General features: G+C 61.0%; 16 protein-coding genes. 4 read left to right on the forward strand and 12 right to left on the reverse strand.

The features are described from left to right. Positions 1-12: 12 nt before the first annotated feature. Positions 13-510, reverse strand: a complete 498-nt coding sequence (secB, locus tag ACXAF5_RS00860; protein WP_239322269.1) for a protein-export chaperone SecB — start codon at positions 508-510, stop codon at positions 13-15. A 64-nt stretch (positions 511-574) separates the two neighbouring features. Further along, positions 575-1,075 (reverse strand): FxsA family protein, encoded by a 501-nt coding sequence (locus ACXAF5_RS00865; protein ID WP_239322268.1) that lies wholly within the window; start codon positions 1,073-1,075, stop codon positions 575-577. A 114-nt stretch (positions 1,076-1,189) separates the two neighbouring features. Here ACXAF5_RS00865 and ACXAF5_RS00870 point away from each other — a divergent pair, with 114 nt between their 5' ends. The 3 genes from ACXAF5_RS00870 to ACXAF5_RS00880 are packed head-to-tail and all read left to right on the forward strand — an operon-like array spanning position 1,190 to position 3,503. Next, positions 1,190-1,846 carry a Tim44/TimA family putative adaptor protein gene (locus tag ACXAF5_RS00870; RefSeq protein ID WP_239322267.1) on the forward strand — a complete coding sequence of 219 codons (657 nt, stop codon included), beginning with the start codon at positions 1,190-1,192 and terminating at the stop codon, positions 1,844-1,846. Further along, positions 1,843-2,901, forward strand: coding sequence for a murein transglycosylase A (mltA, locus tag ACXAF5_RS00875; RefSeq protein WP_474945199.1), 1,059 nt, complete (start codon positions 1,843-1,845; stop codon positions 2,899-2,901). The genes ACXAF5_RS00870 and mltA overlap by 4 nt, the downstream gene beginning before the upstream one ends. After that, a complete protein-coding gene (locus tag ACXAF5_RS00880; RefSeq protein ID WP_239322265.1) occupies positions 2,901-3,503 on the forward strand; it encodes a Smr/MutS family protein in 603 nt (200 codons plus the stop codon). The genes mltA and ACXAF5_RS00880 overlap by 1 nt, the downstream gene beginning before the upstream one ends. A gap of 7 nt (positions 3,504-3,510) precedes the next feature. On the opposite strand, the gene ACXAF5_RS00885 is transcribed toward ACXAF5_RS00880, so the two are convergent. From ACXAF5_RS00885 to hslV, 4 genes are all read right to left on the reverse strand, one after another. Further along, positions 3,511-4,632: an alpha/beta hydrolase gene (locus ACXAF5_RS00885; RefSeq protein ID WP_474945200.1), complete on the reverse strand. Its 1,122-nt coding sequence runs from the start codon at positions 4,630-4,632 to the stop codon at positions 3,511-3,513. Between the two features lie 174 nt (positions 4,633-4,806). Further along, complete coding sequence (gene hslU / locus ACXAF5_RS00890; RefSeq protein WP_239322263.1) at positions 4,807-6,117, reverse strand: ATP-dependent protease ATPase subunit HslU; 1,311 nt, start codon at positions 6,115-6,117, stop codon at positions 4,807-4,809. Between the two features lie 15 nt (positions 6,118-6,132). Then, the gene (locus ACXAF5_RS00895) at positions 6,133-7,188 is read right to left on the reverse strand and encodes a hypothetical protein (RefSeq protein WP_474945201.1); all 1,056 of its coding nucleotides are present in this window, start codon (positions 7,186-7,188) and stop codon (positions 6,133-6,135) included. Continuing rightward, positions 7,185-7,742: an ATP-dependent protease subunit HslV gene (hslV, locus tag ACXAF5_RS00900; RefSeq protein ID WP_239322261.1), complete on the reverse strand. Its 558-nt coding sequence runs from the start codon at positions 7,740-7,742 to the stop codon at positions 7,185-7,187. Before hslV ends, ACXAF5_RS00895 begins: the two co-directional genes overlap by 4 nt. Positions 7,743-7,978: 236 nt before the next feature. Between hslV and ACXAF5_RS00905 the strand changes: the two genes are divergently transcribed. Then, positions 7,979-8,173: a DUF1127 domain-containing protein gene (locus tag ACXAF5_RS00905; RefSeq protein WP_474945202.1), complete on the forward strand. Its 195-nt coding sequence runs from the start codon at positions 7,979-7,981 to the stop codon at positions 8,171-8,173. Between the two features lie 692 nt (positions 8,174-8,865). On the opposite strand, the gene trxA is transcribed toward ACXAF5_RS00905, so the two are convergent. The 6 genes from trxA to tsaE are packed head-to-tail and all read right to left on the reverse strand — an operon-like array spanning position 8,866 to position 17,694. Next, a complete protein-coding gene (trxA, locus tag ACXAF5_RS00910) occupies positions 8,866-9,213 on the reverse strand; it encodes a thioredoxin (protein WP_227512115.1) in 348 nt (115 codons plus the stop codon). Between the two features lie 35 nt (positions 9,214-9,248). Continuing rightward, on the reverse strand, positions 9,249-12,614 hold the full coding sequence (addA, locus tag ACXAF5_RS00915; RefSeq protein ID WP_474945203.1) for a double-strand break repair helicase AddA: 3,366 nt from the start codon (positions 12,612-12,614) through the stop codon (positions 9,249-9,251). Beyond that, a complete protein-coding gene (addB, locus tag ACXAF5_RS00920) occupies positions 12,611-15,544 on the reverse strand; it encodes a double-strand break repair protein AddB (RefSeq protein WP_474945204.1) in 2,934 nt (977 codons plus the stop codon). The genes addA and addB overlap by 4 nt, the downstream gene beginning before the upstream one ends. Next, positions 15,537-16,226 (reverse strand): nucleotidyltransferase family protein, encoded by a 690-nt coding sequence (locus ACXAF5_RS00925; RefSeq protein ID WP_474945205.1) that lies wholly within the window; start codon positions 16,224-16,226, stop codon positions 15,537-15,539. The genes addB and ACXAF5_RS00925 overlap by 8 nt, the downstream gene beginning before the upstream one ends. Beyond that, positions 16,223-17,221 carry an aminoglycoside phosphotransferase family protein gene (locus ACXAF5_RS00930; protein WP_474945206.1) on the reverse strand — a complete coding sequence of 333 codons (999 nt, stop codon included), beginning with the start codon at positions 17,219-17,221 and terminating at the stop codon, positions 16,223-16,225. The genes ACXAF5_RS00925 and ACXAF5_RS00930 overlap by 4 nt, the downstream gene beginning before the upstream one ends. Beyond that, on the reverse strand, positions 17,218-17,694 hold the full coding sequence (gene tsaE, locus ACXAF5_RS00935) for a tRNA (adenosine(37)-N6)-threonylcarbamoyltransferase complex ATPase subunit type 1 TsaE (RefSeq protein WP_474945207.1): 477 nt from the start codon (positions 17,692-17,694) through the stop codon (positions 17,218-17,220). The genes ACXAF5_RS00930 and tsaE overlap by 4 nt, the downstream gene beginning before the upstream one ends. Positions 17,695-17,727 lie beyond the last annotated feature (33 nt).

Raw genomic sequence — 17,727 nt, forward strand, 5'->3', positions numbered from 1 at the left:
ACCCAAACGGGATCAGTTGGGCGTCTCGCTCGCGGCAGCGCCTTCGGACTGGCGGCGGGCCAGTTCATTGCGATAGATCGCGACAAAGTCGATATTGTCGAGGTTCAGCGGCGGGAAACCACCGTCGCGGCTGATGTCGGAAACGATACGACGCAGGAACGGGAACAGCATCCGCGGGCATTCGATCAGCAGGAACGGATGCAGCTGGTCTTCGGGGACGCCAGCGATGTTGAAGATGCCGACATATTCCAGCTCCAGCACGAACAGAACTTCGCCGCCGGACTTGTTCTTGGATTCGATGGTCAGCTTGGTGATGACTTCATACTGGTTCTCGGTGCTGCGCTTCTTGGCATCAAGTGCGACCTGAACGTTGACGTCCGGCTGCACTTCACCACCGACGCCCTTTTGTGCCATCACATTTTCAAAGGACAGATCGCGAATGAACTGTCCGAGAATATTCATCTGGACTTGCTGCTGACCTGTGCCTTCGGCTGCGCCATTTTCGGCCATGGAAATCTCCTGAATTTAACGTGTCGCAGCGTGCTTACCAGCTTGGGGAAACATCCTCAAAGTCTTATTTCGGGCCCTCAACCCAGCCGGACCGGTCTTCGGGACGGCGACGTGGGGTGACCTCTTCGAAATCGCCGTCGATCACGTCACCTTCTGGGCCGGAGGGATGCATGGTTGACCGCGGATGGCTGTGCTGCGAACCCATCTGAAACGAGGTTACATGCACCTTGGAGCGCAGATAGGCGAAGGCGCGGGTGCGAAATCCCGGCATCAGCAACAGGAACCCGAAGGCGTCGGTAAAGAAGCCGGGGGTCAACAACAACGCGCCGGCCAGCAGGATCATCGCACCATGGGCCAAGGGTTCGGTGGGATCAGACAGCCGTTCGAATGATCCGCGCAGCTGCCCCAGCGCCAGTTGACCCTGCGTCCGGACCAGCCACGTGCCCAGCACCGCCGTCAGGATCACGATCCCGAGAGTGGGCCACAGGCCAATCAAGCTGCCAACCTGAATGAACAGGGCGATCTCGATGATGGGTACCAGCATAAAAGCCAGAAAAAGGGGCATGATAGGCGTCCTCTCGATAGGGCAGAACGGTGGACTTGGTCCCGCCTGTCACCTACATAAGAGCAGAGTGCGTCGGTTTCAAACCGACAGGTCCTGATGGACGAAGAGGTATAAATGGAGTCGCCCTTGATAGAGCTTTTGGTCCTGGCTGGCATCGCGGTCTTCTTGATCCTGCGCCTGAAAAGCGTTCTGGGTACACGCGAAGGGTTCGAGAAACCCCCGTTGGCGGGGAGCGAGCCCCGTACGCCGCAACGCAAGTTTGAGGTGATCGAGGGGAGTCCCGATGATGACATCGTCGCCTATGTCGATGAGGGCAGCCCCCAGGCGCAGGCGCTTGCGGAAATGAAGCGGGCAGAGCCCTCTTTCCACGTGGCTGAATTCGTGCAGGGTGCCCGTGGCGCCTACGAGATGATCCTGATGGGGTTCGAAACCGGGGAACTTGACGGGATTCAGCCGTTTATCTCCGATGAAATCTTCCAGAGCTTTGTTGACGCCGTTGCCGCGCGCGAAGATCAGGGGCTGACGATCGAAGCCGAATTTATTGGCGTCCGGGAAACCGTTATCGAGGATGCGACCTTTGATGCGGCCACCTCGACGGCTGACATCACGGTTCGGTTTGTCGGCGAGCTGACCTCTGCCGTGCGGGATCGGTCGGGCGAAATTGTCGAGGGTGACCCGAAGGCGGTGAAGCGCCAGAAGGACACCTGGACATTCTCCCGCCAGATGGGCGGCGACGATCCGAACTGGCAACTGGTGGCGACGGACGCATGATCGGGGCGCTTCGGCGGGGACTGGGCGCGGGCGTTCTGCTCGTAGCCCTCTGTTCCGGCGCCGGAGCGCAACCCGCGACCGGTCCGTCGCATCAGATACTGGAGTTTTCGGATCTTCCGGACTGGGACCTCGACAACCATGTCGAGGCCCTTCGCGTCTTCAGGGAAACCTGCATGGACATGGACGGGGCGGATTGGCAATCGCTCTGCGCCATGGCGCATAATGCGGATGATGGTGGCGCGCGGGCCTTCTTTGAACTGTTCTTCCGCCCGGTGCTGATCGAGGATGGAAAGGCGGGACTGTTTACCGGCTATTTCGAACCGGAATTGAACGGGGCACGCACACCAAATGCCCGGTATCGCTACCCGGTCTATCGGATGCCGCCAGAGGCTCGGCAGACCTCTTTGTGGTTGTCTCGTCGCGATATTTTGACCTCGGGGGTGATGAAAGGTCGCGGGCTGGAGATCGCCTGGGTCGATGACCCGGTCGAGCTGTTCTTTCTGCAAATTCAGGGCTCTGGCCGCATTCGGCTTGAGGATGGATCAACCATTCGGCTGGGCTATGGCGGCGCAAACGGGCACCCTTACCGTTCGATCGGGCAAGAGCTGGTCCGACGCGGCATCTACAATCTGCATCAGGTCAGCGCCCAGGTGATCCAGAACTGGGTGCGGCGGAACCCCGGCCCGGGCGCAGAGCTGCTGATGCACAATCCGTCTTATGTTTTCTTTCGGGAAATCAAACGTGTCGCAGCACACAGAGGACCTCTGGGCGCGATGAACAGGTCGATCACACCCATGCGGTCGATCGCGGTCGATCCCGCCTTTACGCCGCTTGGTGCCCCGGTCTGGATCGAGAAAAACGGTCAGTCGAGGATGCATCGATTGATGATCGCGCAGGACACAGGCTCTGCCATCAAGGGCGCGCAACGTGCCGATATCTTCTTTGGCGCTGGCGACGAGGCCGGGCGGAAGGCCGGCCAGCTGCGTGATCCCGGCAGGATGCTGGTCCTGATGCCGATACAGCGTGCCTATGCCCTGTTGCCGGATGATCTGTGATGACCCGGCGCAAACTGACAGATGACGAGATCGACCTCTGGCAAAAGGTTGTGAAACACGCCGAACGCCTGCATGCGGATCGCGACAAGAAGGCGGGGGATCATGCGGTCCCCCCTGCCCCGAAACCAAAGCCAAAGCCGCAACGCGCCCCGAATGCCGCCCTGCCCCATTTCGAAGTGGGCAGCCAGGCGCGGGACAAGGCGATGGGCCATGACCTGAAGCCCTCTCCCGGACGTAAACTGGCAACCGCCCCCTTGCGCATGGATGAAAAGGCCTATCGCCGGATGAAGCGGGGCAAACTGAAGCCGGAAGGCAAGCTGGATCTGCATGGCATGCGGATAGATGCGGCACATGGGGCGCTGACGCGCTTTATCCTGACGGCGCAGGCCGCCGACAAACGGCTGGTCCTGGTGATTACCGGCAAGGGCAAGGATCGCGATGTCGAAGGGCCGATGCCGGTGCCGCGCGGGGTGTTGCGCCATCAGGTTCCGCAATGGCTGACAATCCCGCCGTTGGCCCAGGCGGTGCTGCAAGTCACCCCTGCGCATCTCAGTCACGGCGGCGAGGGCGCCTATTACGTCTACTTGCGCCGCAACCGCTAAGCTCAGCCTAGCGGTTTTCGCGGCGTTGCTGACGTTCGATCATCAGTTTGCCCTGCGTGTTCACAACCTTTTGGGATTGGGGCAGAATCTGCTGGAGCAGGCTGGGATCAACGGGGCCAAAGACACGGCTCACGTTGCCCGCCGATCGCAGCACGGCCAGCAGGCTTGGTGATGTCGCGGCCACAAAATGCCCGGATGCCGCATCGGCGTTGAACGCAGTCAGGTCGATCACCTCGATCGGCCATTTCTCCAGTCGATCCGCGGATTTGATATTGCCGAGGCGTTCGCCCTGATTGGTGCCGCGCAAGCGACCGGAGATATTGAGGATGCGATCCTTCTCCGACACCATCACCGCAAAAGGTTGCGGAACCTGGCGCAGATCCGCCATCTGGCTCTCGAACAGATCCACGTCGAGGTCGGGCGAAATCAGCATCACACCGCCATTGAGCGTGCGTGCCGCCCAGCCGGGATCATGCAGATCCGCCTGTCGCAACATTTCCATCGTCAGCGCAGAGCCCATGGAATGCGCCACCAGAATGATACGCTGCGCCCCTGCCCGTTTGACCCGTCTGATGGTTTCCTCCAACCCGTCGCGGGCAAAGAGCATGCTGTCGATGTCATACGCATATCCGAAGGCCCGGCCCCGGCTGGGCCAGGAGTACATCACCAGCGATCCCGGCAGATCCACATCATGCGCCATTTGCGCAGCGCGATAGGCGGTCTCGGGATGGGTGCTGTTGTAGCCATGCACAAAGATCGTCACTTCACGCAGCGGCCAGTCGTTTTCCTGCTGCTCCCGAATGAACCGGCTGCGCAGCTCCTCGACGGTGGCAACGGGGTGCTCTGCCGCGATCGCGAAATTCTTGTGCGGATCAGGATTCTTGTGCCGGTAGGACAGCTCTCCGGGGCTGTGGGTTGGCGGGATGGTGACGGTCAGCTCCATCATCTGCAACTGATCGGATCTGCCGAACCCGAAGGTTCCATCCGGTTCCATCTCGCGGGTGGTGGTTGCAAACACGGTAAGAGGCGTGCCGACCTGAACGGCGTCAGGCAAGATCGGCATCAGATCCCGATCCGCACAGCCTGTCAGCAGGACGGCCATGCAGATCGCCAGCACGTGTTTTATCATCTCATGACCCTTTACACCTTGACCGCCGATCACGTCGCGATCTGCGTGCGAAAGGTAGCGGATGAGACGCAAAGATCTAGCCCAGGAGTGCGGGGAAAGCCCCTTATCCTACGTCATCAGGGGATCAAACCGCATCCGGCCGGGATCGAGGAGACGCCGCCCTTTAGTCCAAGCCTAGAGAACATAGCGGCTGAGGTCGGCGGATTTTGTCAATTCGCCAAGGTTCTTGTTCACAAAGGCCTCATCAACGGTGATCTCTTCGCCGGACCGGTCCGGTGCAGCAAAGGAAAGTTCCTCAAAGACACGCTCCATCACCGTATAAAGGCGCCGCGCACCGATGTTCTCAACGCTATGGTTGACCTCTGCCGCAATCTGGGCAAGCGCGTGAATGCCGTCCTTGGTGAAGGTGACCTTGACCTTCTCGGTGCCGAGGAGGGCTTCGTACTGACGGGTCAGCGCATTGTCGGTTTCGGTCAGAATACGGACAAAATCCTCTTCGCTGAGCGCACGCAGATTGACGCGGATCGGCAAGCGCCCCTGAAGTTCTGGTAGCAGATCCGAAGGTTTGGCGATGTGAAAGGCACCGGAGGCGATAAACAGGATGTGGTCGGTCTTGACCGGGCCATGTTTGGTGCTGACGGTGGTGCCTTCGATCAAGGGCAACAGGTCCCGTTGGACGCCCTCGCGGCTGACATCCCCCCCCCGCGCATCCGTGCGCGCACAGACCTTGTCGATCTCATCAAGGAACACGATTCCGTTCTGCTCCACAGAGGTCAGGGCCGCCTTGGTGACGGTTTCATCATCCAGCAGCTTGTCCGCCTCTTCGCCGATCAGCACGTCATAGCTTTCGGCCACTGTCATCTTCTTGCGCGTCGTGCGGCCACCCATGGCTTTGCCAAAGAGGTCACCAAGGTTCATCATCCCCATGTTGCCGCCCGGCTGTCCGGGGATCTCGAACATGCCCCCCATCGGGTTTGAGGTGTCGGCGATGTCCAGCTCGATCACGGTGTCATCCAGTTCCCCCGCTTTGAGCTTCTTGCGGAACATGTCCAGCGTGCTGTCACGGGCATCTTCGCCTGCGATCGCGTGCAGGACGCGGTCCTCTGCCGCCTTGTGCGCCTTGCTTTTTACATCATTGCGCATGTGCTCGCGGGTCTGAACGATCGCCGCATCCACCAGATCACGCACGATCTGTTCGACATCGCGGCCGACATAGCCGACCTCGGTGAACTTGGTGGCCTCGACCTTGATGAAGGGCGCGCGGGCAAGCTTGGCCAGGCGGCGCGAGATCTCGGTCTTGCCGACACCCGTGGGGCCGATCATCAGGATGTTCTTCGGGTGCACCTCATCGCGCAGATCATCCGGCAGCTGCTTGCGCCGCCAGCGGTTGCGCAGGGCCACGGCGACAGCGCGCTTGGCGTCTTTCTGGCCGATGATGAACCGGTCGAGTTCGGAAACGATTTCGCGGGGGGTCAGATCAGTCATGTCTATCCCTTGAGGTCAGTGAGAAGGCGGCAGCCGATGCAGCGGCAGCACGCCGGAAAGAAGCGAGAGCAGCGCGGCGCGAATCCGGGCCCAGAAGGCACCAAGGATCACCAGCACCACGCCAAGCGCCAGGATGCTGATCCCGGTGCCCTCGCTGTCGAAGACGGTTGTGCTCAGCGCCACGATATAGCCGATGGCGGTGATCAGGAACGATCGGCGATCGATTACGATGGCAACCAGCGCAAAGAACGCCAGCACCAGCGCCAGCAGCAGCCCCTGATCGCCTTCGAGGAGCGATAGCGCGATGGTGTTCACCAGCGCCGGTGCCGCCACCACATGGAGCCAGAACCCTTGGGCGGAGCGGCGGGTCACGCGATGCGGGTCGCTGAGGTCAAAGGCCATGGCGACCGCAAAGACCAGCAGACCCACCGCCAGGGTGATCCACGCAAACGGCCCATTGGCGCTGAGGCGGAACAGATCACCCAGTTCGGTGGGCACACCCGATTGATCCGCCGCGACAATCAGCGCCACTGCAAACAGGCCAAGCGCGATCAGCGCCATGGCAAAGGGCACGCGGAACCGTCCCCAGAACGCAAACAGCGCAAGCGTCGACAGGGTGAGCGCCATCGGGAGCGAGGAATAATCCTGCTGCGCGATCATGAAAGGCTGGGCGTATTGGGCAATAAAACCGGTTGCGGCATTGCCCGCAAACATCACCGACAGGGCAATGGCAGGTGCCACCATGCGCCGGCGGCGGATGAAATACTCAGAAAGCCCCCAAAGCACGGCGGCGCCGATCAGCGCGGCGGTGGTGGCCTGGGTGCGATAGTTGACGATCTCGGTCAGCATCGAGGCGGTGTTCACCGCGATCCACCCCATGGCGAGGATCACCAGCCCGACAACGATGAAGATCTCGTTGAAGCCCTTGAACAGCTCAAAGGGCTCATCGCCTGGTGCGAGATTTTCGCGCGCCCCGCGCCGACTGTCCGCCAGCGCCGACAGCGACGCCGCCTGCGCTTCGGACAGCAGCCCGGAGCCAACCGCCGCCCGGAGATCGTCACGGGAAATCATTTGGCGATGCGCTCCACTGTGAGGTTGCCATTGGTGTAGACGCAGATGTCTGAAGCGATCGCCATTGCGTCACGGGCCACTGTTTCTGCGTCACGGTCGCTGTCCATCATGCCGCGCGCGGCGGCCAGCGCGAAATTGCCGCCAGAGCCGATCGCCGCGACGTCATGTTCCGGCTCCAGCACGTCGCCTGCGCCGGTGATGACGTAGAGATCCTTGCCATCGGTGACGATCAGCATGGCCTCGAGCTTTTGCAGGTATTTGTCGGTGCGCCAGTCCTTGGCCAGCTCGACACTGGCACGCTGAAGCTGCCCGGGCGTTGCTTCCAGCTTGGCTTCGAGCCGTTCCAGCAGGGTAAAGGCATCGGCGGTCGATCCGGCGAACCCCGCCACGACATCATATCCGCCCGGCGACAGCCTGCGGACCTTCCGGGCGCTGCCTTTGATCACGGTCTGTCCCAGTGATACCTGCCCGTCACCGGCCACCACGACCTCACCGCCCTTGCGGACGCCGATGATGGTGGTGCCGTGCCAGCCGGGGAATTGATCCTCTGCCATAAAAGCCTCCGTTTCTTTGCCGACCTATATGGAAGTATCGCTGGCCCGGCACAAGGGCAGGGCCAAACTCCGCCGGATCTTCGCAAGCACGTGCGCGCGTTAACAAACTGCTCATTTGCTATGCATCCGGTGCAATTCGGGGCTGAAGAATGGGCAATTGTGAGACTCAGCAGACGCGCCTACACGGTCATCAACAACCGACAAGGGGTCGGCTGGATCTATCAAGGAACACGATCATGGCAAACGCAAGCACCATCATTGCACCGGCCGGCTCCGTCGCAGTTCTGCGCGCAGTCGATTTCTTCTTCAACCTGCGCAGCAACCTTGCTGACTGGAACGAAGCCCGCATCACCCGCAAGGCGCTGTCCTCGCTGACCGATGCACAACTCGAAGACATCGGCCTGACCCGCGCCGAAATCCAAGCGCTCTAAATCCAGATGACATATCCGGTAGCGTAAAAGCCGTCCTGACGCAGGGCGGCTTTTCCTTTGTCCGGGGCTGGCGAGCTGATCCGCCACGAAAAAAGGCGCCTCCCTTGGGACGCGCCTTTTTCTATTTCATGCGTAGCGAATTAACTTCCATGTAACCGCTTTTCCACCATGCGGTGGCATTCGGTTCCTTATGGCTATCGGGGCAGTTGTTGAAGGGTAGTCCATCGACTCCCAGACACCGCTTTCAGGGCAAAGCTCGCCAGTTCTTGCTGTAGTTCCAATTGGTTTGTTAGCCATTTGGAGGCTCCTTATCAATCTAGGTTAAGAAGGAGCCGCGCAACGTGAGTTTGGTTGCTACACCTAATTCGCTACGCGACCCCTTTGCTCATCGAGCGATTACAGATTATCGGCTGATCTACCAATATCAAGGGAATAATCTGACATGAGCACAAGATGTTGTGTGTAGGCATATCAAGTACCTATAATTAAAGAAAAACCCGCAACGAGATAAACACTCATTGCGGGTTTCTAATAACTGATCGCGTAGCGAATCAGGTGTAGCTTCTCCAATAAATCCTAGTGTGATTCACCGGTCAATTATTTTCTTTTCTTATAAATCAAAGACCTAAGAAAAGAATCACAAAAGGTACAAATTACTTGCGCCCTTTCGTGTTGTTTTCAGCATCTAGTATTCAGATGGCTTCGTCGATCCAGCTTTTGAGTGCAGCTTTGGGGGCGGCGCCAGCGCGGTTGGATACCACCTGGCCATCCTTGAAGACGAAAAGCGCAGGAATGCCACGCACGCCCATTGCGGCGGCGGCGTTCGGGTTGCTGTCAACGTCGACTTTGGCGATTTTCACCTTGTCGCCGTATTCGGCGGCCAGCTCTTCGAGAGCGGGGCCGATCTGTTTACAGGGGCCGCACCATTCGGCCCAGAAGTCCACCACAACGGGGACATCGGAATTCTTGACTTCGGCGTCGAAGGTCGCGTCGGTGACGGCTACGGTGGACATGGGTATGTCTCCTGAGAAGTTTGGCAACTGGACCCGAAACCTATGGACGCCAGCAAGCGGCGTCAAGGTTCCAGCCGCTGGAAAGCAGCGCGTTCACGCGCCTGTGTGATCAAGGTGACCGGAAGCGGCATCAGAGTGGCAGTGCGCGTCCAGAGGATCGCGGTCTCAATCTGGCGATCCGGATAGATCTGGCGCAGTGCGGCGTCATAGGCTCCCATCTGCCGCAACAGACCTTCGGGGCAGGTTTCAGGGCTTTGGGGGACAACCGCGTTGGACTTGAAATCGACCGCAAGCACCCGGTCTGGCGTCACCACCAGTCGGTCGATGACACCATGCATGCGGGTCTCACCCAGATCTGCGGTGATGGGCACTTCGGCCAGCGTGTTCGGCGCGAATACCTCCTTGCACTCCGGGGCATTGAGAACCCGTTGCGCTTCCGCTAGCAGAGCCTGCCAGTCATCATGGTGCGCGATATGTTCGGCGCGACTGTCCCACTCTGCCTGCGGCACATTCGGCAGATGTTCGAGCAGGAGGTGCAGTGCTGTGCCGCGGGCCTTGGCTTCTTCTTCGCTGAGGCCGTTGTCACCGGGCAAGGCCTTGGCCCCGCCCAGATCTTCGGACGGGCGCAGGGTCGTCGCGGGCGCCACATAGGCGGGCGCTGCGCGGCGAAAGACGTCTGGCAGCGTGATCTCTTCTTCTTCGGTCAGATCGGACGGTACAAAAGGCGGGGCATTCCAGTCCCCATGCGCCCACCGCAAGCCCTCTCCGCCGGGGGCGTCAAAGGGCAGGGCGCCCATGGTTTTTAGGGCCGCTTCAACCCGCTGATACCAGCTCTCTCCCCCCTTATCGAGATCACCGGCCCCGGCCACGATCAGCCATTTTTCCGCCCGCGTCAGCGCGACATAAAGCAACCGCAACCGTTCGTTGGCCTGTTTTTCCTGCGCAAACGCGCGGGCGGCATCCATGGCCGGTGGCATCTGGTCACTGCTCATGCGCCATAGGGGCGTGCCTTCGACCTCCATCACCTCTGGCGCGGGCGAGGGGCGGCGCTTGGTGGTGTCGGGCAGGATCACGATCGGAGCCTCCAGCCCCTTGGAGCCATGCACCGACATCACCCGGATCATCGAACTGGCAGCGCCCATCTGGCGCTTGATCTCCAGATCATCGGTCTGCATCCAGACAAGGAACCCGGTCAGGCTTGGCACCTCCGTGCGTTCATAGGCCAAGGCCTGCGACAACAGCGCATTGATGCCATCCTCAGCCTCGGTGCCCAGACGCCCCAGCAATTTTGCACGGCCCAGATGGCGGGTCAGGATACGTTCGATCAGATCATAGGGGCGCAGGAAATCCGCCTGACCGCGAAGATCATCGAGAATCGCCATGGTTTCCGGGAATGCCTCAGACCGCGCACGCAAAGCAGGCCAGAGGTGCATCTCTGTGCGTCGATGCGCAAGATCAAAGAGCTGTTGCTCGCTCCAGCCAAAGATCGGCGATTTCAGGGCTTCGGCAAGTGACAGGGAATCCTCGGGCAGCGCGAGGAATCGCAGCAAGGCTGCAATATCCTTCACCGCCAGCTCTGCCCCAACCTTGAGGCGGTCAGCGCCCGCGATTGGCAGCCCGGCGGCCTTGCAGGCGCGAATGATCTCGGAAAACAGATCCGACCGGCGCTGCACAAGGATCAGGAAATCGCCCGCATGTACGGGGCGGCGCTGGAAGGTACCACGCTCGGGGCCATCTTCTGGAATGGTGACGCCGCTGTCGATCATCTCCTTGATCTGCCCGGCGATCCGTTCGGCGAGGATTACGGAATGGTGGCGTGGGCTTGGGCGGTCGACCGGGTCCGTCCAGTCGCGGTCTTCCTCATCCTCTGTCTTTTCCACCAGCGGCCACAGGTCCACCCGGCCCGGCAGGTCGGATTTAAACGCCTGGTGTTTGGCGTCGCGCGCAAACCCGGCCCGGTCCTGACCATCAAACACCACGTCAACCAGACCAAGGATCGCCGCAGAGGAGCGGAACGAAAACGCAAGGCTTGCGTTCTGCAAGCCCTCGCCGGTGTCCTCCAGCCTGCGACCGAACTCCGCCTGCATGCGATCAAAGGCATCCGGGTCCGCGCCCTGAAAGGAATAGATCGACTGTTTCTTGTCGCCGACCACAAAAATGGTGCGCTCGACATCGGCGCGGGCGCCTTCGCCGGCGGTGAACTCCTGCGCCAGTTTTTCCACCACATCCCATTGCACCGGGCTGGTGTCCTGCGCCTCGTCCACAAGGATATGGTCGATGCCGCCGTCCAGACGATAGAGCACCCAAGCCGCCACCGCGGGATCATTCAAAAGGTTGCGGGCCTTGACGATCAGGTCGTCGAAATCAAGCCAGCCCCGCAGCTGCTTGCGCCGCTCATATTCCGGTAGGAACACCCGGGCAAAATCGTGCAGGACGAGCGATTTCTCCATCGCATCCAGCGCAAGACGACGGGGGCGGGCTGTTTCGACCCGCGCCATGAAGGGCTCCAGCTGATCCATCAGCGCGCCATGGCTTTCGCGCAGTTTCTTGGTGGGAAAGCTGCCGATCTTGGCGCTGAAGGGGGCTTTTGCGCTTTTCCCGGTGAGGAACACATCCTCCAGAATGGGCAGGACCTCGGGCGTGACGGAGGAAATCCGCGCGAGTTTCTCGGCGTTCTTGGCATCCGTCGCCCCGCCAGTCTTGAGCATCTCGATGGTGCGCGACAGAATGTCGGCCTCATTGCCGAGAAACACCTCGGCTCTCAGCGCCTCCAGATCATAGCCAGCAGGCAGCTCGAACACTTCACCCAGCGCATTGCGGTCGAGGTCTGGGTCGAACCCGGCTTGCCTGCGGCAAATTTCGGCTGTCAGGCTCTCAAAATCCAGACCTCCGATATGAAAGGACGCAGCCTCAACCACATGCGCGTCGGGGCCTTGCGCCATATCCTCGGTTATTTCCGCACGCAGCATGGCGGCCGCGCGATCTTCCATTTCGGAAAACTGCGGGCTGACACCGGCCTCCAGCGGGAAACGGCGCAGGAGCGATGAACAGAACGAGTGAATGGTCTGGATCTTGAGACCACCGGGCGTCTCGATCGCGCGCGCAAAGAGGGTGCGTGCCTGCGCCAGCCCATCCCCGACAGAGGCATCTTCGGCACCAAGGTCCACCAGTGCTGCGCGCAGTTTGGCATCGGGCAGCATCGCCCATTCCCCCAAACGCTGAAACAGCCGGTTTTGCATCTCGCTCGCGGCGGCCTTGGTGTAGGTCAGGCAGAGAATATGTTGCGGTTCCACCCCGCGCAGCAGCAGCCGTGCAACCCGGTCGGTCAGAACCTTGGTCTTGCCCGATCCGGCATTGGCCGCAAGCCATGTGGAGGCATCGGGGCGGGCGGCGCGAAACTGTGCCTCGGACGCGGCGTTGCGGCTCATGTCAAATCCTCCGGCACAGGGTCCGAGCTGCGATCCCATTCGCCGTAGCGGGCGAGGTGGTCGTAATCCCCGGCAAAGTCATCCCGGTGCACCATGCGGCGGCTGCTGTAGCCCTGTTCGGCGTCAAAATAGGCCTCGATCAGGCTGCGCAACTCTTCCCAGACCTTGGCGGGTGGTTCATCCAGAATAGGGGCTGCGACCTCTTTCACCGGAGGCTTCAGCCCGATGTAGAGGGACCGTTCCACCCGTGCTGCACCATAGTCCTCGAATGCGCCTTGCTCTGCCATGGCGGTCTCGATCAACAGCTGTTTTTCAAAGGATTTCTGTTGCTTTTCCGAGGGCGGATCCCCGGTTTTATAGTCATAAAGATGCAGCATGCCGCGTTCATCCACATCAATCCTGTCGGCCTTGGCGGCAATCTCGAAATCGAGGGGATCCAGGCGGACCTGACCGGATTTCTCAAACCCCGACGGGCGGGCACGCAATTGGCGCTCTCGCTCACCAGAGACAAAATCCTCCGCTACTTTTTTCAAGCGTGTCAGCCAGAGCGTGCGGGCAACCGGCCATGGCACCTCCGCCTCCAGGATGCGCTGTGATTGCTCGATAAACGCACGGGCGGTGAGGATCTCTGGCTGTTCCTGAGCGGATTTTATAAAATCTTCCAGCACCTTATGGATGATGGTACCGCGCAGCAGGGCGTCTGGTTCCTGCAATAAAGGGTCCACAGGTTTCAGCCGCAACACGTGTTTGGCGTAGATCGCATAAGGGTCGCGGATCAGTTTGGGGATCTCCGTCACCGTCAGACGACGTGGCCTTGCTGCAACCGGCGGGCGCGGCGAGGGCCGGGGGCTGAGCGGCGAGGGCTGCGGCGCATCCAGAACGCTGGCCCAATCCTGCCAGACCTGCCCCCGCATGCGCATCGCGGACAGCGCGGCCTGACCACCCTGATCCGGCAACCCACCCAGGAGGTTGGTCATTCGATTGAGCCAACGCGAGGGCACTGTGTCGGCCTCTTCGGACCTCACCGCACGGGTGAGCCAGACTTCGGGTGCCGCGACCGCCTGCTGAAAATCATGCGCCGACAGACCAATGCGCCGCTCTGGCAGGAGCAAACCGGCCTCGTGGCGCAGTTTGCGGTTGAGCCATGGATCGGGGCTTGCGGCCTCGGGCCAGCTGCCCTCATTCAGCCCGCCAAGGATGACCAGATCAGCACCTTGCACCCGTGCCTCCAGAGTGCCCCAGATCATGATAGACCCATAGGGCGCATCGCGATCGCGCACTTCGCCTTGTGACAGCAGCGCGCCCAGGAGGTCCGCAAAATCGCGGGCGGTCATCTCGCCGCCGTGGGGCGCTTCGGCTTCAAGCTCTTCAAAAATCTCAAGCGCCTTGCGCCCGGCCTTCTTGTCCCAGAGTTCGCCAGCATCGGAATGTTGATAACCGCGCGCGATCTTCTCAGCGGTCGCTCGTAATGTTGCAACCCAGCCGGTTAGTTTAAGAGGTCCGGAGGTTTCACGTCCTGTAAACGTTGTCGCGACCCATTCCGCCCATTCGGGAATTGCCCCTCGGGTCAGCCCGAATTTGCGAAGTGAATTTTCGTCAGGAAATGGGGGGCCGTATTTTCGGAGGCTGAGCTCTAGCTCGCGTGTCTGCTTCAAGTGGTGACCACGCGACTCCCCAGAGTTGGTTAACGGGTGTTTCAGCAGTGTCAGCAGCATATCGGCCTGCAAGGGCAGGCAAAACAGATCCGCCACGTGCCGTAGGAACCGACCCGGTGGCGACAGCTGTAGCGGCAGACCCGCGGAATCGTCCGGCAGGATGTTCCAGCGATCCAGCGCGGCAGAGACCTGACGGGTGAGCATCCGATCCGGTGTGATCAATGCCGCCGTCTGCCCGTCCTCGGCAGCCTGACGCAGACGCAGTGCAATTGCCAAGGCCTCGCTGCGGGGGCTTGTGGCCTCGATGAGCGTCAACGCGCCTGTGGCTTGGTCCAGATCGGTCAGATGCGGGCCCTCGCTCATCCATGCATCGGTCACGGGCGCGGGGCGCAGAGCCAGCGAAATCAACTTGTTGCGCGGTGGGGATACGGGTTTCGTATCGACCCAAGCGCGAATGTCGCGCGGGCGCAGATCAAGATCACGCATCAACTTGAAAAACCGGTATTGCGGATGATCTTCTGCAACCAACCCGTCGGCCAGACTGTCCCAGACCTCCTCTGGTTGGTCAAAATCGAACCCCGGCAGGACCACGGCGCCCTGTGGCAGGCGCGCAATGGCTTCCATCAGCAACAGCGTGGTGCCGCGCGAACCGGTGGAGCCTGCCAGGATGATGGGGTGTTGCGGCGGCGTGTGTTCCCACTCCGCAATCAGATCCAGAACCACCTGCCGTTGCCGCGCATTCACATCGAGCGCGCCTTCGTGCATTTCGACAAACTGATCGGCGATGCCGATGAAGTCCTGCGCGCGTTTCCAGTGCCCGGACATATCCGACACATCCAGCGCGCGGATCTGATCTGTTGTCACGCCTTCGCTTTGCATCTCGTCGATCAACTCGGCCAGACTGTCTGAGAGATCATAGAGCGACGAGCGCGCCGCCAGATCGGGTTGCGCATCAAGGAGTTTTGCAATCAGTTGTGACAGCTCCAACCGGCGGCGCAGGGGCGGCAATGCCGGGGGCAGACCGCGTAGATTGGCCTGTCTGCTGAGGCCTGAGAGCAGAGAGATACGTGGCAAAAGCCGCGCCGGGCCACTGTCGAACAGGTGACGCACTCGGCGCTGCATGCGTTCGGTGTTCAGGATCAGCTCAACCCGGGCCAGCGCCTCTGGCGGCTGATCTGCAAATCGCTGGCTCAGCCCATCCACAAGCGCGCGGGGGAAATCCACACCGCAAGGAACGGCGAACAGACGTGGTGTGGTCTGGCTGGGGTCAAACATCTGCGCGTGCCATCATGTCTTCGGCCAATGCGATGCCTTCGGGGCGGCCCACGTCGCACCAGTGGCCGGGGTATTCAACCGCCGAGACGCGTGCGTCGGGAATGAGAAGGTCCCACAAGGCATTGAGGGAGAAAACCTTTTCAGTCACGCGATCGAGCTGGTCGAGTTTGATGATCTGCGCACCGGTGTAGACGAGATCGCCACCACGGGTGATGTGACCTGCGTTGCTTGCGGTGAAATCTCCGGCCCCCAGTCGCCCCACGGCGCGCGTGGTCGGCACGCAGAGCAACAGCGCATCCATGTGTTCCGGTCGCCAAGCGTCCCGCAGCACCACGAGAGGATTGGGCCCGCGCCATGCAACATCGGGGTTCAGCGTATAGCTGCAGGTCGCATCGAGCAGGGGGCGCGCTTGTTTCAGCCCACCACCAGTATCAAGGATTTCGTTCCCCTCATGACTGATGAGGACCTCACGCCCCTCAAGATGGGTCGCCAGAACCTCGGCCTTGTAATGCGTATTGATAACAACGCGCTGGGGCGTGATGTCAGAGACCAGATCCAGCGCATGATCAATCAGCGGCCGCCCTGCCACGGGGATCATCGGCTTTGGTCTGTCGGCGGTGAGTGCACCCATGCGGGTGCCAAATCCGGCAGCAAAGATCATAACAGCAGTTGGAGCAGTCATGCGCGCAGCCTCTCCATGGCCTCGGGTGTTGGGGCGGGCAGGGCGGAGAGCAACTCCTCCGCCACGCTGGCGAGGGCGGGGTGGTTCAGTCCGCGTTCGAAATGATCCCAGACGCGCGGCACAAGGTCGATATAGTGGTGTTTGCCAAACTGCTGCGACAGGCGCGCAAAGATGCCGAGGATACGCATATTGCGCTGAACGCCCGTCACCGTATAGGCGCTGCGGAAGCTTGCCTCCTCGACGCCGGTTGCGCGGATGTAATGGTCGATCATCTGCATCTCGACACCAGCCGGGACGTCGCGGCGCGCGTCCTGCAACAGTGACACCAGATCATAGGCGCGATGACCGGCTTTGGCGTCCTGAAAGTCGATGACCCCGACTTTGGCAATCCCGTCCCGTTCTGGCAGCCAGAGCAGGTTCTGGGCGTGAAAATCGCGATGCACAAACACCATGTCGCCTTGCAGGTGGTTGCGCAGGATATCCTCGAACCTGTTCTCGAACCGAATACGGGCCGCCTCTGCGGGATCGCCGAGGATGGCGCTGCGGTACTCACTGAAGGCAAGCCCGGTCATTTCCGCCATGATCCGCGGCCCGAGCGGGGGCAGGGCCGGCGCTGGGGTGTCATGAAGATGCACCAGCAGATCTACAGCCGCGCGGTAAAGCGGCAGTTCGGCGGTCGCATCAGCAGCGATCACCTCCGTGAACAGCGCGTCGCCCAGATCCTCGATCAGCAGCAGGCCCCTTGCGTGATCCGCTGCCAGGATCTCCGGCGCGGATACGCCACGCGCGCGCAGGTCTTCCGCAAGCTCTGCAAAGGGCCGGGTATCGCCGCCATCTGCGGGGGGCCAATCCATCAGGACCGCAGGTGTGCCACCGGTGGAGGTCAGCCGCTGATAGCGGCGGCTGGAGGCATCTCCGGCAAGCGGGGTGACGTTCCAGCCCGCGTAGCCATGTGCCGCCAGAAAGCTGTCGATTTCGCTCTTGCGCGTGGTCATGGCATGATCCCTTTCAGCCGCGAGTCCCATTTGTCCGCGCTCCAGACAAGCTCCATCTGCCGCGCGTCCTCGCTGTCCCTGTCCAGTGAGAAGCGCAGCGTGAGGGCGTTTTCGGGGCGCAGATCTTCGAGTTTCTCCGGCCATTCGATCAGGCAGATTGCGTCGTCAAGGGCGGCGATCAACCCGAGTTCCTCGACCTCGTCCACATGGGACAGCCGGTAGAGGTCCGCATGCCACAGCTCACCCGTGGGCACCTCATAGGTTTGCACCAGCGTGAAGGTGGGGGAGGGCACATCCTCGGGCACCTCCATGAGCGATTGGATCAGGCTGCGGGCGAAATGGGTTTTTCCAGCGCCGATCGGCCCGTCAAGCAAGACAACATCGCCCGGAACGAGGATCCGGGCGATGGTTTGGGCCAATTCTGAAGTTGCCTCGCTGCTGGGCAGCCGGCAGGTCGCAGAGCTTTGTGTCATGGCGCCACAATGACGTTGCGCGCAGGGCTCCGC

The sequence above is a fragment of the Epibacterium sp. ABV4_022 genome, assembly GCF_056159345.1.

Coding starts and splice junctions, on each gene's coding strand:
- secB (WP_239322269.1), bottom strand. CDS start 510: ATGGCCGAAAATGGCGCAGCCGAAGGCACAGGTCAGCAGCAAGTCCAG.
- ACXAF5_RS00865 (WP_239322268.1), bottom strand. CDS start 1,075: ATGCCCCTTTTTCTGGCTTTTATGCTGGTACCCATCATCGAGATCGCC.
- ACXAF5_RS00870 (WP_239322267.1), top strand. CDS start 1,190: ATGGAGTCGCCCTTGATAGAGCTTTTGGTCCTGGCTGGCATCGCGGTC.
- mltA (WP_474945199.1), top strand. CDS start 1,843: ATGATCGGGGCGCTTCGGCGGGGACTGGGCGCGGGCGTTCTGCTCGTA.
- ACXAF5_RS00880 (WP_239322265.1), top strand. CDS start 2,901: ATGACCCGGCGCAAACTGACAGATGACGAGATCGACCTCTGGCAAAAG.
- ACXAF5_RS00885 (WP_474945200.1), bottom strand. CDS start 4,632: ATGATAAAACACGTGCTGGCGATCTGCATGGCCGTCCTGCTGACAGGC.
- hslU (WP_239322263.1), bottom strand. CDS start 6,117: ATGACTGATCTGACCCCCCGCGAAATCGTTTCCGAACTCGACCGGTTC.
- ACXAF5_RS00895 (WP_474945201.1), bottom strand. CDS start 7,188: ATGATTTCCCGTGACGATCTCCGGGCGGCGGTTGGCTCCGGGCTGCTG.
- hslV (WP_239322261.1), bottom strand. CDS start 7,742: ATGGCAGAGGATCAATTCCCCGGCTGGCACGGCACCACCATCATCGGC.
- ACXAF5_RS00905 (WP_474945202.1), top strand. CDS start 7,979: ATGGCAAACGCAAGCACCATCATTGCACCGGCCGGCTCCGTCGCAGTT.
- addA (WP_474945203.1), bottom strand. CDS start 12,614: ATGAGCCGCAACGCCGCGTCCGAGGCACAGTTTCGCGCCGCCCGCCCC.
- addB (WP_474945204.1), bottom strand. CDS start 15,544: ATGTTTGACCCCAGCCAGACCACACCACGTCTGTTCGCCGTTCCTTGC.
- ACXAF5_RS00925 (WP_474945205.1), bottom strand. CDS start 16,226: ATGACTGCTCCAACTGCTGTTATGATCTTTGCTGCCGGATTTGGCACC.
- ACXAF5_RS00930 (WP_474945206.1), bottom strand. CDS start 17,221: ATGACCACGCGCAAGAGCGAAATCGACAGCTTTCTGGCGGCACATGGC.
- tsaE (WP_474945207.1), bottom strand. CDS start 17,694: ATGACACAAAGCTCTGCGACCTGCCGGCTGCCCAGCAGCGAGGCAACT.